We start from the raw sequence: 13,744 nt of genomic DNA on the forward strand, positions 1-13,744 counted from the left end.
TGAGCGCCGGAGGCGGTGCAAGCACCTTGTCCGGCCTACAAACCGTGCAATCGTGGCCGGGTAAGCGTAGCGCCACCCGGCATCATTCATCAGATCTTACATGCGCCGCTTTCGCAGCCATCATCCTGAATGGATGGCACCAGATCGTCCTGAGAATCTTCCGCACCGTCGCGGGTGTTCTGATAATACAGCGTTTTGACACCAAATTTGTAGGCGGTGAGCAGGTCTTTCAGTAACTGCTGCATCGGCACTTTTCCTGATGGGAAGCGTGACGGATCGTAGTTGGTGTTGGCAGAAATCGACTGATCGATAAATTTCTGCATGATCCCTACCAGTTGCAGATACCCGTCATTGTTCGGCATCTCCCACAGCAGTTCGTACGCGTCGTGCAGGTGTTCGTAGTCCGGCACAACCTGGCGCAGAATGCCATCTTTCGATGCTTTAATGCTCACGTAGCCGCGCGGCGGTTCAATGCCGTTAGTGGCGTTGGAGATCTGCGAAGAGGTCTCCGACGGCATCAGCGCGGACAGCGTGGAGTTACGCAGACCGTGGGTCTTAATGGACTCACGCAGTTGCTCCCAGTCCAGGTGCAACGGCTCGTTGGCAATGGCATCGAGGTCTTTCTTATAGGTATCGATCGGCAAAATACCCTGCGCATAGGTGGTTTCGTTGAACCATGGGCATGCGCCTTGCTCTTTTGCCAGTTCGTTAGAGGCTTTCAGCAGGTAATACTGAATAGCTTCAAAGGTTTTGTGAGTCAGATTGTTCGCGCTGCCGTCAGAGTAACGCTTACCGTTTTTCGCCAGCCAGTAGGCGTAGTTGATTACGCCAATACCCAGCGTACGACGGCCCATGGCGCCACGTTTAGCGGCCGGAATTGGATAATCCTGGTAATCGAGCAGCGCATCGAGAGCACGCACAGCCAGTACGGCCAGCTCTTCCAGCTCGCTCAGATCTTTGATTGCCCCCAGGTTGAATGCGGACAACGTACACAGCGCGATTTCACCGTTTTCGTCGTTAACGTCGGTCAACGGTTTGGTCGGCAGGGCGATTTCCAGACACAGGTTGGACTGGCGTACCGGTGCGACAGCCGGATCAAACGGGCTGTGGGTGTTGCAGTGGTCAACGTTCTGAATGTAGATGCGACCAGTAGAAGCACGTTCCTGCATCATCAGCGAGAACAGCTCAACCGCTTTCACGCGCTGTTTGCGGATGCTGTCGTCGTTTTCATATTTTGTGTACAGGCGTTCAAACTCGTCCTGATCGGCGAAGAATGCGTCGTACAGACCCGGAACATCGGACGGGCTGAACAGGGTGATGTCACCGCCTTTCAGCAGGCGGGTATACATCAGCTTGTTGATTTGTACGCCGTAGTCCATGTGACGCACGCGGTTGCCTTCGACGCCGCGGTTGTTTTTCAGCACCAGCAGGCTTTCAACTTCCAGATGCCACATCGGGTAGAACAGCGTGGCAGCACCGCCGCGAACGCCGCCCTGGGAGCAGGATTTCACCGCCGTCTGGAAGTGCTTGTAGAACGGAATACAGCCGGTGTGGAACGCTTCACCGCCGCGAATAGGGCTACCCAGCGCACGAATGCGACCCGCGTTGATACCAATGCCTGCACGCTGAGAAACGTATTTTACAATCGCGCTGGACGTGGCGTTAATCGAATCCAGGCTGTCGCCACACTCGATCAGTACACAGGAACTGAACTGACGGGTTGGGGTGCGCACGCCGGACATGATGGGGGTTGGCAGCGAAATTTTAAACGTAGAAACGGCGTCGTAGAAACGTTTAACGTATTCCAGACGGGTTTCACGCGGGTAGTTAGAAAACAGGCAGGCAGCGACCAGAATGTAGAGGAACTGTGCGCTTTCATAAATCTCACCGGTAACACGGTTTTGCACCAGATATTTGCCCTCTAACTGCTTCACTGCAGCATAAGAGAAGGTCATATCACGGTCGTGCACGATGAACGAGTCCATCTGCTTGAACTCTTCTTCCGTGTAGTCTTCCAGCAGATGATTGTCGTATTTGCCCATTTCAACCATTTTGACCACATGGTCGAACAGTTTTGGCGGCTCAAACTCGCCGTAGGCTTTTTTACGCAGGTGGAAAATTGCCAGACGGGCGGCCAGATACTGATAATCCGGCGCTTCGCGGGAGATCAGGTCTGCAGCTGCTTTGATGATTGTTTCATGGATATCGGAAGTCTTGATACCGTCATAAAACTGAATGTGGGAGCGCAACTCGACCTGTGAAATCGATACGTTATTCAGTCCTTCTGCCGCCCAATCCAGAACTCGATGGATTTTGTCGAGATTGATGCGCTCTGTACTACCATCACGCTTTGTCACCAGCAGACTCTGATTCATGTGGTTTTTACCTGTCCGTGAAAGAAAAAATATCCCCCATATTATCCACAGTGCCACGTTGTGACTAAGTCTGTGGATAAATACTATATGTAGGGGTTGTTTGATAAAATAGACGCTATATGGTGAGTATTCTAGTAGGGATTCTTTTCAGCACAAGAGTTGATTTTGAGGTTAAATTGAGGTTGCAAAAGGGTAAGAATCGCTAAGTGCGCGTCTTATAAGGCCTGGCGGGGATGTCAATAATTGAGAAAAAAAATAGAAAATTTGATCGAGTGCTGATTTCTTCATCTAAGGCAAAGAAAGTTCTTATGATCTGGCACAAAAATTGCCCTGAGACGCCTACTCAGGATCAGTAGGCGATGCATAATCACGTAGGCCTGATAAGCGAAGCGCCATCAGGCGTTAAAGCCCGGAGTCGTGCCGGATGGCGGCGCTGGCGCGCTTTATCCGGCCTACAATCCAGCGTCATCAGGCCATGAGAGCCGGTTTATTCGCTTTTGGCGGTGGTATGCACCATATAGTTCACATCCACGCCGGGGCCCAGTTTAAAGGTGTTGGTAATGGGGTTGTAGTGCAGGCCGGTCATATGACGCTCTTTCAGTACGGTCTGGTCAACCCACTCTAACAGTTCAGCGGGCTTAATAAATTTTTTCACATCGTGCGTACCTTTCGGCACCATGCGCAGAATATATTCCGCGCCGACCACCGCCATCAGCCAGGATTTGCCGTTGCGGTTAAGCGTGGAGAAAAAGACTTCGCCGCCCGGTTTAACCAGTCTGGCACAGGCCCTGACAACCGACTGCGGGTCTGGTACGTGTTCCAGCATTTCCATACAGGTGACGACGTCATACTGGTGCGCATATTTCTCGGCGTGTTCTTCGACTGTCTCCTGCACATACTCAACATGAATGCCACTTTCCAGCGCATGCAGTTTTGCCACCTGTAAGGGTTCAAACCCCATATCCAGGCCGGTGACTGTTGCGCCTTCACGCGCCATGCTTTCTGCCAGAATCCCGCCGCCGCAGCCGACGTCGAGTACCTTTTTACCAAACAGACCACCTGACCGTTCGGCGATATAGCCCAGACGCAGCGGATTTATGCGGTGCAGAGGCTTAAATTCACCCTCAAGATCCCACCAGCGCGACGCGACTGCTTCAAATTTGGCAATTTCTTCATGGTCAACGTTGTGAGTTACCGGGGGTTTTTCGGCATTCATTGGGGCTTCTACTCCTAAATTTGCGATGCAAACGAGTATATCAGCCTGACGGGATGAATAAAGCCTCTGTCTGGGGGAATCCATTTACCTGAATCTTCACGTATGTGTTATAATTTGCGACCTTTGAATCCGGGATACAGTAGAGGGATAGCGGTTAGATGAGCGACCTTGCGAGAGAAATTACACCGGTCAACATTGAGGAAGAGCTGAAGAGCTCCTATCTGGATTATGCGATGTCGGTCATTGTTGGCCGTGCGCTGCCGGACGTCCGAGATGGCCTGAAGCCGGTACACCGTCGCGTACTTTACGCCATGAACGTATTGGGCAACGACTGGAATAAAGCCTATAAAAAATCTGCCCGTGTCGTTGGTGACGTAATCGGTAAATACCACCCTCATGGTGATACCGCCGTTTACGACACCATTGTTCGTATGGCGCAGCCATTCTCCTTGCGTTACATGCTGGTGGATGGTCAGGGTAACTTTGGTTCTGTCGATGGCGACTCCGCAGCTGCGATGCGTTATACGGAAATCCGTATGTCGAAAATCGCCCACGAGCTGATGGCTGACCTGGAAAAAGAAACGGTTGATTTCGTCGATAACTACGACGGCACCGAACGCATTCCAGACGTTATGCCAACCAAAATTCCTAACCTGCTGGTGAACGGTTCGTCCGGTATCGCGGTAGGTATGGCAACCAATATTCCGCCGCACAACCTGACGGAAGTGATCAACGGCTGTCTGGCATATATTGACGATGAAGACATCAGCATTGAAGGGCTGATGGAACATATTCCGGGTCCGGACTTCCCGACCGCAGCGATCATCAATGGTCGTCGTGGTATCGAAGAAGCTTACCGTACCGGTCGCGGCAAGGTATACATTCGCGCACGTGCAGAAGTTGAAGCTGACGCGAAAACTGGCCGCGAAACCATCATCGTGCATGAAATTCCGTATCAGGTGAACAAAGCACGCCTGATCGAGAAAATCGCCGAGCTGGTAAAAGATAAACGCGTTGAAGGCATCAGCGCGCTGCGTGACGAGTCTGACAAAGACGGTATGCGCATCGTGATTGAAGTGAAACGCGATGCGGTCGGGGAAGTGGTGCTGAACAACCTCTACTCCCAGACCCAACTGCAGGTTTCTTTCGGTATCAACATGGTTGCGCTGCACCATGGTCAGCCGAAGATCATGAACCTGAAAGAGATTATCGCTGCATTTGTTCGTCACCGTCGTGAAGTGGTTACTCGCCGTACTATTTTTGAACTGCGTAAAGCCCGCGACCGTGCGCACATCCTCGAAGCGCTGGCGATTGCTCTTGCCAACATCGATCCGATCATCGAACTGATCCGTCGTGCGCCGACCCCGGCAGAAGCGAAAGCGGCGCTGGTTGCGCGCTCCTGGGAACTGGGGAACGTCTCTGCCATGCTGGAACGTGCGGGTGATGACGCTGCGCGTCCTGAGTGGCTGGAACCTGAGTTTGGCGTGCGTGATGGTCAGTACTACCTGACTGAACAGCAGGCCCAGGCGATTCTGGATCTGCGTCTGCAGAAACTGACCGGCCTTGAGCATGAAAAACTGCTCGACGAATACAAAGAGCTGCTGGAGCAGATCGCCGAACTGTTGCACATTCTGGGCAGTGCCGATCGTCTGATGGAAGTTATCCGTGAAGAGATGGAGCTGGTTCGCGAGCAGTTCGGCGACGCGCGTCGTACCGAAATCACCGCGAACAGCGCTGACATCAACATCGAAGATCTGATTAGCCAGGAAGATGTTGTCGTGACCTTGTCTCATCAGGGCTACGTGAAATATCAGCCGTTAACCGACTACGAAGCACAGCGTCGTGGCGGTAAAGGCAAATCAGCAGCACGCATTAAAGAAGAAGACTTTATCGACCGCCTGCTGGTGGCCAACACCCATGACACGATCCTCTGCTTCTCCAGCCGCGGTCGTTTGTACTGGATGAAGGTTTATCAGTTGCCAGAAGCCAGCCGTGGCGCGCGTGGACGTCCAATCGTCAACCTGCTGCCGCTGGAAGCTAACGAGCGTATCACCGCGATTCTGCCAGTACGCGAGTACGAAGAGGGCGTTAACGTCTTCATGGCGACCGCCAGCGGTACCGTGAAGAAAACGGCGCTGACCGAGTTCAGCCGTCCGCGTTCAGCCGGTATCATTGCGGTTAATCTGAACGAAGGCGACGAACTGATTGGCGTTGACCTGACGTCCGGTTCCGATGAAGTCATGCTGTTCTCTGCTGCCGGTAAAGTGGTGCGCTTCAAAGAAGACGCCGTTCGTGCGATGGGGCGTACCGCGACCGGTGTACGTGGTATCAAGCTGGCCGGGGAAGATAAAGTTGTTTCTCTGATTGTTCCGCGCGGTGAAGGTGCCATCCTGACCGTGACGCAGAACGGCTACGGTAAGCGTACCGCAGCGGAAGAGTATCCGACGAAGTCTCGTGCGACGCAGGGCGTTATCTCCATCAAAGTCACCGAACGCAACGGCTCTGTTGTTGGCGCGGTACAGGTTGAAGATACTGACCAGATCATGATGATCACCGATGCCGGTACGCTGGTGCGTACACGCGTGTCGGAAATCAGCGTGGTAGGGCGTAACACCCAGGGCGTGATCCTCATCCGTACTGCGGAAGATGAAAACGTTGTGGGCCTGCAACGTGTTGCTGAACCGGTTGATGATGAAGAGCTCGACTCCATCGACGGCAGCGCTGCGGAAGGGGACGAGGATATCGCTCCTGAAGCTGAAAGCGACGATGATGCGGCAGACGACGCAGAAGAGTAATTAAGTTGTGATGAGAAGGGCCGGAGAAATCCGGCCCTTTTTTTTAGTTCATGCGCTCCACGATCATCGCAATACCCTGGCCGCCGCCGATACACAGCGTTGCCAGACCGAGCGTTTTATCCCGTGCCTGTAACGCGTGCAGCAATGTGACCAGAATACGCGCGCCGCTGGCGCCGATAGGGTGACCCAGCGCAATCGCACCGCCGTTAACGTTGACCTTTTGTGCATCAAACCCCAGTGTTTTACCCACGGCAAGAAACTGCGCGGCAAAGGCTTCGTTAGCTTCGATAAGATCGATATCCGACAGTTGCAGCCCGCTCCGTTGTAGCGCTTTTTGCGTGGCAGGAACGGGTCCCATGCCCATCATCGCCGGGGCGACGCCGCCGCTGGCCCAGGCTTTGATCCGCGCCAGCGGTTTTAACCCTGCCGCCAGTGCCGCAGACTCTTCCATTATCACTAATGCCGCCGCGCCGTCGTTAATCCCTGAAGCGTTACCTGCGGTGACGCTTCCTGCTTTATCGAAGGCAGGACGTAAGGCGGCGAGACCTTCTGCCGTCGAGTCAGCTTTGGGGAATTCGTCACGATCAAAAATGATGGTTTTCTTCCGTGATGACACGCTCACGGGCACGATTTCAGCCTGAAATGCGCCAGACTCGATTGCGGCAACGGCTTTACGCTGTGACTGCAGAGCCAGTTCATCCTGCATTTCGCGGCTGATGCCATACTCTTTGGCAACATTTTCTGCGGTGATCCCCATATGGTAACCATGCTCGGCGCAGATCAGTCCATCGCGCAGAATGACGTCAGACAATTGCCCGTCGCCAAGGCGATATCCCCAACGGGCTTTCGCGTCTAACAGGTAGGGGGCCAGGCTCATGTTTTCCATCCCCCCCGCGACGATCGCCTGGGCTTGTCCCGCTTTGATTGCCAGGGCGGCAAGCGCCACGCTTTTCAGGCCGGAGCCGCACACTTTGTTGACGGTAAAGCCACAAACGGTGTCGGAGAGACCGCTTTTTAATAATGCCTGACGCGCCGGGTTTTGCCCGAGCCCTGACTGCAACACGTTGCCCATAATCACCTCGTCCACGCGCTGTGGGTCAAGGTGAGCGCGTTCAAGAGCGGCTCTAATGACGGTTGCTCCAAGCTCGACGGCCCCCGTAGTTGCCAGTGCGCCGTTAAAACTGCCGATTGCGGTACGAGCCGCGCTGACGATGACACAGTTTTTCATTTTTCAGTTCCTTTAAATAAGAGGTTGCCGTCAGAACAAGGTCAATCCAATAACAAAAATGACGCCGGAGAAGAGCAGGGCGGTGATGCAGTACCCCATGATGTCGCGTACCCCCAATCCGGCGATGGCCAGAGCAGGGAGTGCCCAGAACGGCTGTGCCATATTCATCCATTGCTCTCCGTAGGCGATGGCCATGACAGATTTGCCAAGATCGGCACCCAGAGCTTGAGCGGCAGGCATGACGAACGGTCCCTGAATAACCCAATGGCCACCGCCGGATGGCACGGCAAAGTTAATCAGTGCTGAACTGAAGAAGGTCATCAGCGGGAAGGTGTCTTTGTTGGCGACGTTGATGAAGAACTCGGTAATCAATCCGCCGAGACCAGAGTGCTCCATCATCAGCTGAATACCGGCGTAGAAGGGGAACTGCACCAGGATGCCGGCGGTGCTCCGTGCGGCAGCGCTAACGGCACGCATATAGGCCATCGGCGTTTTATGCAGCAGCAGACCGGCAATCATAAACATCAGATTGACGGTGTTGATGGTGATGTTGAAGCCTTTCTCGGTGAAATAGAGGGCCAGATAAGCAATCCCTAATGCCCCGATGATCAGGGCCAGAATGCGGCTCTCTTCCAGTTTTTCCGATGGTGGAGCGTCGGGTGGCAGTTTTTTCTGGAAATCAGCTTCTTCCAGTAACAGCTTCGGATCGATGCTTACCACATCGGAAGGTTTTGGCGTCATCATGCGTGTGATGAACGGCATTACGACGATCAGTGCCACGGTGATGAAGATGTTGAAACCGGTAAATAGCGTGTCTGCGACCGGAATTAACCCTGCGACGTGCTCAACCGGGTTGCCTGGCGTTGCCGCCAGCAATGGCATTGAACCGGAGAAGCCACCCCCCCAGGTGAGAAAACCGATGTAGGCACAAGCAATCAGCAGGGGATAGTCGGAGCCGGGTACCCGGCGTGCGACTTCACGGGCAAACATCGCCCCCACTACCAGACCAAAACCCCAGTTGATGACGCAGGCGACTGAACCGAAAAACGTCACCAGCATGACACCCTGAGCGGGGGTTTTGGCGGCAGACGCCGCCGTTCGCAGCAGACTTTTCACCGGTCCTGAACTGGCTAACGCATGGCCTGTGACGATGATCAGCGCCATCTGCATACCAAACGCCAGCAGGTTCCAGAAACCATCACCCCAGAATCTCACCATGCTGACTGGCGTTTGTGGCGTCAGCCACAGCGCGATGCCGAAGGTCAACAGCGTTAGCAGCATGGCGAAAATTAGCGGATCAGGCAGCCAGCGGCTGACCACGCGCGTCATAAAACGAGCAATGCGGCCGATCATGCATCACCTCGCAGGATAATCAGCTCGGCGGCGACATCAAACTGCGCTTCGGTTTTTTCACGCAGCGTGGCGATATCGCATCCTTCCGCGATTTCCGTAAGCCACATTTTGCCGTCAATGAAGCGGAAAACGGCGAGTTCGGTGACCAGCATATGCACCGCATGTTGTGCCGTCAGCGGCATGGTGCAATGTCGGAGGATCTTCGCTGAGCCGTCTTTTGCGCAATGCTCCATGGCGATAATCACTTTGCGCGCACCGGTCACCAGATCCATCGCTCCTCCCATGCCGGGAACCATTTTGCCGGGAACGACCCAGTTAGCGAGGTTGGCCTGCTCATCGACCTGTAACCCACCGAGCACGCAGGCATCGACATGGCCCCCACGAATTAACGCAAACGACATGGCGCTATCAAACATGGCCGCGCCTGGCAAAATACCGCACGGTTGCCCACCAGCGTTTACCAGGTCGGGATGCGCAGTTGTGACCGGACCCAGACCGAGAAAACCATTTTCTGACTGCAATGTGATATGAATGTCAGCGGGCAGGTAGTTGGCAACCATCGTCGGCAGACCAATCCCCAGGTTGACGACATCCCCATCGTGAAGCTCAAGCGCCACACGGCGCGCAATACGTTGTTTAGCATCCATGATTAGCTCTCCTGTGGAATGACGATATGGTCGATAACGGCACCAGGGGTGACGATCTGGTCTGGCTGGAGTTCACCCATCTCGACCATTTCATCCGGTTCTACCAGTGTGATGTCGGCGGCAAGGGCAATCAGTGGGTTAAAATTACGGGCGCTAAGTTGATAGGTCAGGTTGCCAAGCGTGTCTGCGCGGTGTGCGCGGATCAGCGCCAGATCGGCACGTAATGGACGTTCGAGCAACCAGACTCTGCCATCGAGCGTCATGGTCTGCTTGCCATCTTCTACTACGGTGCCGACACCGGTTGGCGTCAGAAAACCGCCAAGGCCTGCGCCACCGCAGCGAATTTGCTCAATCAGAGTGCCTTGCGGCACCAGTTGTACGTCCATTTCGCCGGCAATCATGCGGCGACCGGTTTCAGGGTTGGTGCCAATGTGCGAGGCAATCACTTTGCTCACGCGACCGTTGACGATTAAGGGGCCGATACCGGTATCGACAAATGCGGTATCGTTGGCAATTAACGTCAAATCTCTGACGCCAGATTCAAGTAAGGCTTCGACAAGGCGAGGTGGCGTGCCAACCCCCATAAAACCGCCGACCATGATGGTCATGCCGTCACGAAAGAAGCTCGCTGCGTCTTGTAAAGTAATCAGTTTTGTTTTCATTATGTTTCCCTTTTGCATACTCCATTTTGGGTACGCTCAGGGAATTGCAAGCCGGGTGCCAGAATGATAAATGGCAAAATTATTTTTTAATTATTTGAATTTTATGGTTTATTTTTTATTGTCTGGCGAGAGGAAGGTGGAGTTGCTATGCAGAGTTTTGCGCAGTGTGCAAAATTCTGCATAGCAAATTTAGGTATCAGGAGCCTGACGGATCAATGCCATACTCTTGCAATTTGTACATCAGAGCGCGCCGACTGATCCCCAGCATTAGCGCGGTACGGGTGCGGTTGCCATCCTGATTGTCGAGCACCTCAAGGATGATGCGTTTTTCCTCACGCTTAATTTCTTCCTTCAGATTGCGTTCTCCGGTCTGAACTGCTTTTACTTCTGTTACGGTACTGACAGGTGATCGGAACTGCGCAGGCAGGTCTTCGGCAAAAATCACCGCGCCGGTATTCATGACCACTGCACGTTCGATGACGTTAGACAGTTCACGAATGTTTCCTGGCCATGGCCAGGCTGTAAGCATGGACATCGCCGTTGGATCGATCTCAATGATATCCCGCTGATTTTCTGAGCTAAATTTTTGTAAAAAGTGATTCGCTAACAGAGCGATGTCTTCGCGGCGTTCGCGTAACGGGGGAAGGGTCAGATGAATCACGTTGAGCCGGTAAAACAGGTCTTCACGGAACGTTCCTTCCTTCACCATTGTTTGCAGGCAGCGATTGGTGGCGGCAACAATACGGATATCGACGCGAATAGTTTGGTGTCCGCCGATGCGCTCGAACTCTCTTTCCTGCAAAATACGCAGCAGTTTGGCCTGCAGAACCAGCGGCATTTCACCAATCTCGTCGAGCAGAAGCGTTCCCTGATGCGCACGTTCGAACAGTCCCTGGCGTAGGGTTTGTGCGCCGGTAAATGCCCCCTTTTCGTGACCAAACAGTTCGCTTTCCAGTAATGATTCCGGTAAGGCCGCACAGTTGATTTTGATAAAGGGACCGTTGGCGCGTCTGCTGTTGTAGTGGATGGCGCGGGCAATCAGCTCTTTTCCTGTGCCACTTTCACCGCTAATCAGTACGTTCGCCTGTGAGAGGGCGATTTTTGCCGTGTCTTTACAAATATCCATCATCACCGGGCTGTTAGTCAGGATATGCCCCCATTGCCAGCTGGTGCTTAGCGCCTGATGTAGATTGCGGATCTCCTGCTTCATTGCCTGAAGCTGTAGTGCGCGCTGAATGACCAGATTGAGCTCATCCAAATCAAAGGGTTTAATCACATAGTCAAACGCGCCACTACGGAGAGCCTCCACTGCGGTCTCCACTTCGGCGTAGGCCGTCATCAGAATAACGGGGATCCGCGGCTGCTGGGCGCGCATGACTTTCAAAGCATCAATACCGTCCATCTCTGGCATGCGGATGTCCATCAGTACCACGTCAGGATGCGTATCAGCAAACAGAGTCAGCGCGGCTTTTCCATCGCTGGCGCAGTGCGTCTCATGCCCTTGCAGGGAAAACGCAGTGGCAAGCATACGGCGAACATTTTCTTCGTCATCAACGATGAGAATACGGTAGGTCGTTTTCATTCTGACGGATTTCCCTGCGGGTTAAGAGGTAAAATCAGGGTGAAGGTTGCGCCGCAGCCCGGCATACTTGTCACGTGGATATCCCCCTGATGCGCGTTGATAATGCGCTGGCTTAGCGCCAGTCCAAGACCCGTACCTGATGCTTTGGTCGTAAAGAAGGGGTCGAATATTTTCTTCTGAATGGCAATATCGATACCGTTGCCATTATCTTCAATCATCACCGCCTGCTGTGAGGCCGAGTATTGCCAGGTGCGGATTCGAATTTCGCCCCGTGCGGCTATCGCCTGCACCGCATTGATTAAAATATTGAGGATCACCTGCTTGAGGAGTTCGCGATCGGCGACGATGGCTGGCAGGCTGGTATCTAATTCCGTGGTAAACGTGATTCGAGCCTGTAGGCCCGCGGTTTGCACGAGGATCAGCGTTTCTTCAATCAACGCATTGAGCTGTACCTGCTGCCACTGGCTTTGTCGCGGGCGTGAGAAATCCAACAGTTGTTGGATGACTTTATTGATTGAGTCAATTTCGTTCAGCACAACGGATAAATATTCCTGATGTTCTGGTAAAGATGTTTGTTGGCGGATGATCTGTACATAGCCACGGATTGCCGTCAGCGGGTTACGTACCTCATGCGCCACTCCAGCCATCAACTCGCCGAGCGTCGCGAGCCTTTCCGTTTGTGCCAGCCGGCGCTGTGTCTCTTTGCGGGCCGTTAAATCAGAGAAGATCACCAGAGCTCCGATTAGTTCGCCATGCGCGTTATGGATCCTGCTGGTGGTGACGCTTATTTCAATAGTGCGGTCGCGGCCAGGAAAACTCACCTCCTGGGCGACATGTTCGGTGCCGTGCTCCAGCGTATCCAGTACCGGGCTGGAGAACTGAGTATCGGCAAAGAGGGTTGCATAGGGTTGTCCGACCAGTTCATGCAACTGATAGCCAGTGATTTGCTCTGCCGCCGGATTCATGGTGGTGACATCACCCTGTCTGTCGATGGCAATGACGCCGTCTGCTGCGTTCTCAATTATCAGGTCGTTAAGGGTTTTGGTTTCCCGAAGCGTTTGTGCCAGCGCATTGACGCTGCGGCTGATTTGCCCCAGTTCGCCGGGCAGTTCAGGCAGGCGGGCAGGTGTTTTTTGCGCCAGCGTGGAGAGGCCGTCGGTGATAATATCGATATTCGCACTGAGACGGCGAGAGAAAAGCACAATCAACAGCAGGCTACTGATGAGTCCGGCAGCCAGTACGGCAATGATCCTGACGTCCATTTTCCAGGCTTGCTGGCGGATATCTTCCGTTAGTTCATTCGCCCAGATATAGCCAATGACTTCACCTTGCCGTTCGATGGGGATCATGGAGTTGAGGATGTCGCCACGAACCTGTCGTCCGGAAAAAACCACAGGTGCGTTGCTGCGCATCACTTCGCGACCGGGGTGATCCTCGGTGATGGTGATACCGACATTACTTTGGTACAACGCAGAGGGGGCGTAGGTGATGATTGCATCCAGTGCTTTGTTGTAATACCCCGCACCGATGCCAGGAAATGCCTGGGTGATCCGTTCGGTGATGGGCCCCAACTCAAGATTCAGCGCCCGAATGCGCGCTTCACGCGGTAAATCCGCGTAGTGGCTAAAGCGATCGCCCAGCGCGCCGTTAAGCAGAGTGAGCACCGATGACAGTTTTTTCTCTTTTTCAGATAAGACTGCTGACCGGCCTTCGGTTTCTACGATATAACCAATAGAAATCGTCGGCACAATGACCATCAGAATGGCCATCATGATCATTTGGTTGCGTAAACGTCGCGGGTATAAACGACGCGTCAGCCATCTCAGCTTGCGCATTCTCACATCCGTGCAGTGTTTTTTAGGCAAACGACGATTATCAGGGGTTAA

General features: G+C 53.7%; 9 protein-coding genes. 1 reads left to right on the forward strand and 8 read right to left on the reverse strand.

From position 1 onward, the window contains the following. Nucleotides 1–89: 89 nt before the first annotated feature. Complete coding sequence (gene nrdA, locus HV041_RS04325; RefSeq protein WP_121584840.1) at nucleotides 90–2,375, reverse strand: class 1a ribonucleoside-diphosphate reductase subunit alpha; 2,286 nt, start codon at nucleotides 2,373–2,375, stop codon at nucleotides 90–92. A gap of 487 nt (nucleotides 2,376–2,862) precedes the next feature. Further along, entirely contained in the window at nucleotides 2,863–3,591 is a 729-nt protein-coding gene (gene ubiG / locus HV041_RS04330; RefSeq protein WP_048211104.1) for a bifunctional 2-polyprenyl-6-hydroxyphenol methylase/3-demethylubiquinol 3-O-methyltransferase UbiG, read from the reverse strand. Between the two features lie 158 nt (nucleotides 3,592–3,749). Here ubiG and gyrA point away from each other — a divergent pair, with 158 nt between their 5' ends. Then, nucleotides 3,750–6,386 (forward strand): DNA topoisomerase (ATP-hydrolyzing) subunit A, encoded by a 2,637-nt coding sequence (gene gyrA, locus HV041_RS04335; protein ID WP_115643145.1) that lies wholly within the window; start codon nucleotides 3,750–3,752, stop codon nucleotides 6,384–6,386. 43 nt (nucleotides 6,387–6,429) lie between these two features. On the opposite strand, the gene HV041_RS04340 is transcribed toward gyrA, so the two are convergent. The 6 genes from HV041_RS04340 to atoS form a co-directional block, all read right to left on the reverse strand. Then, nucleotides 6,430–7,614, reverse strand: coding sequence for an acetyl-CoA C-acetyltransferase (locus HV041_RS04340; RefSeq protein ID WP_121584839.1), 1,185 nt, complete (start codon nucleotides 7,612–7,614; stop codon nucleotides 6,430–6,432). 30 nt (nucleotides 7,615–7,644) lie between these two features. Then, nucleotides 7,645–8,967, reverse strand: a complete 1,323-nt coding sequence (locus tag HV041_RS04345; protein WP_048211107.1) for a TIGR00366 family protein — start codon at nucleotides 8,965–8,967, stop codon at nucleotides 7,645–7,647. Continuing rightward, nucleotides 8,964–9,614: a 3-oxoacid CoA-transferase subunit B gene (locus HV041_RS04350; protein WP_048211108.1), complete on the reverse strand. Its 651-nt coding sequence runs from the start codon at nucleotides 9,612–9,614 to the stop codon at nucleotides 8,964–8,966. The genes HV041_RS04345 and HV041_RS04350 overlap by 4 nt, the downstream gene beginning before the upstream one ends. 2 nt (nucleotides 9,615–9,616) lie before the next feature. Then, the gene (gene atoD / locus HV041_RS04355; RefSeq protein WP_121584838.1) at nucleotides 9,617–10,276 is read right to left on the reverse strand and encodes an acetate CoA-transferase subunit alpha; all 660 of its coding nucleotides are present in this window, start codon (nucleotides 10,274–10,276) and stop codon (nucleotides 9,617–9,619) included. A 196-nt stretch (nucleotides 10,277–10,472) separates the two neighbouring features. After that, nucleotides 10,473–11,858, reverse strand: a complete 1,386-nt coding sequence (atoC, locus tag HV041_RS04360) for an acetoacetate metabolism transcriptional regulator AtoC (protein WP_048211110.1) — start codon at nucleotides 11,856–11,858, stop codon at nucleotides 10,473–10,475. Then, nucleotides 11,855–13,693, reverse strand: coding sequence for a two-component system sensor histidine kinase AtoS (gene atoS / locus HV041_RS04365; protein ID WP_048211111.1), 1,839 nt, complete (start codon nucleotides 13,691–13,693; stop codon nucleotides 11,855–11,857). The genes atoC and atoS overlap by 4 nt, the downstream gene beginning before the upstream one ends. Between the last annotated feature and the right edge of the window lie 51 nt (nucleotides 13,694–13,744).

It is taken from the genome of Citrobacter sp. RHBSTW-00029 (assembly GCF_014104295.1).
Taxonomy (GTDB): Bacteria; Pseudomonadota; Gammaproteobacteria; order Enterobacterales; family Enterobacteriaceae; genus Citrobacter; species Citrobacter youngae.

Bases quoted from the DNA above. Each gene is read 5' to 3' on its own strand.
- nrdA (WP_121584840.1), bottom strand. From the start codon at position 2,375: ATGAATCAGAGTCTGCTGGTGACAAAGCGTGATGGTAGTACAGAGCGC.
- ubiG (WP_048211104.1), bottom strand. From the start codon at position 3,591: ATGAATGCCGAAAAACCCCCGGTAACTCACAACGTTGACCATGAAGAA.
- gyrA (WP_115643145.1), top strand. From the start codon at position 3,750: ATGAGCGACCTTGCGAGAGAAATTACACCGGTCAACATTGAGGAAGAG.
- HV041_RS04340 (WP_121584839.1), bottom strand. From the start codon at position 7,614: ATGAAAAACTGTGTCATCGTCAGCGCGGCTCGTACCGCAATCGGCAGT.
- HV041_RS04345 (WP_048211107.1), bottom strand. From the start codon at position 8,967: ATGATCGGCCGCATTGCTCGTTTTATGACGCGCGTGGTCAGCCGCTGG.
- HV041_RS04350 (WP_048211108.1), bottom strand. From the start codon at position 9,614: ATGGATGCTAAACAACGTATTGCGCGCCGTGTGGCGCTTGAGCTTCAC.
- atoD (WP_121584838.1), bottom strand. From the start codon at position 10,276: ATGAAAACAAAACTGATTACTTTACAAGACGCAGCGAGCTTCTTTCGT.
- atoC (WP_048211110.1), bottom strand. From the start codon at position 11,858: ATGAAAACGACCTACCGTATTCTCATCGTTGATGACGAAGAAAATGTT.
- atoS (WP_048211111.1), bottom strand. From the start codon at position 13,693: ATGCGCAAGCTGAGATGGCTGACGCGTCGTTTATACCCGCGACGTTTA.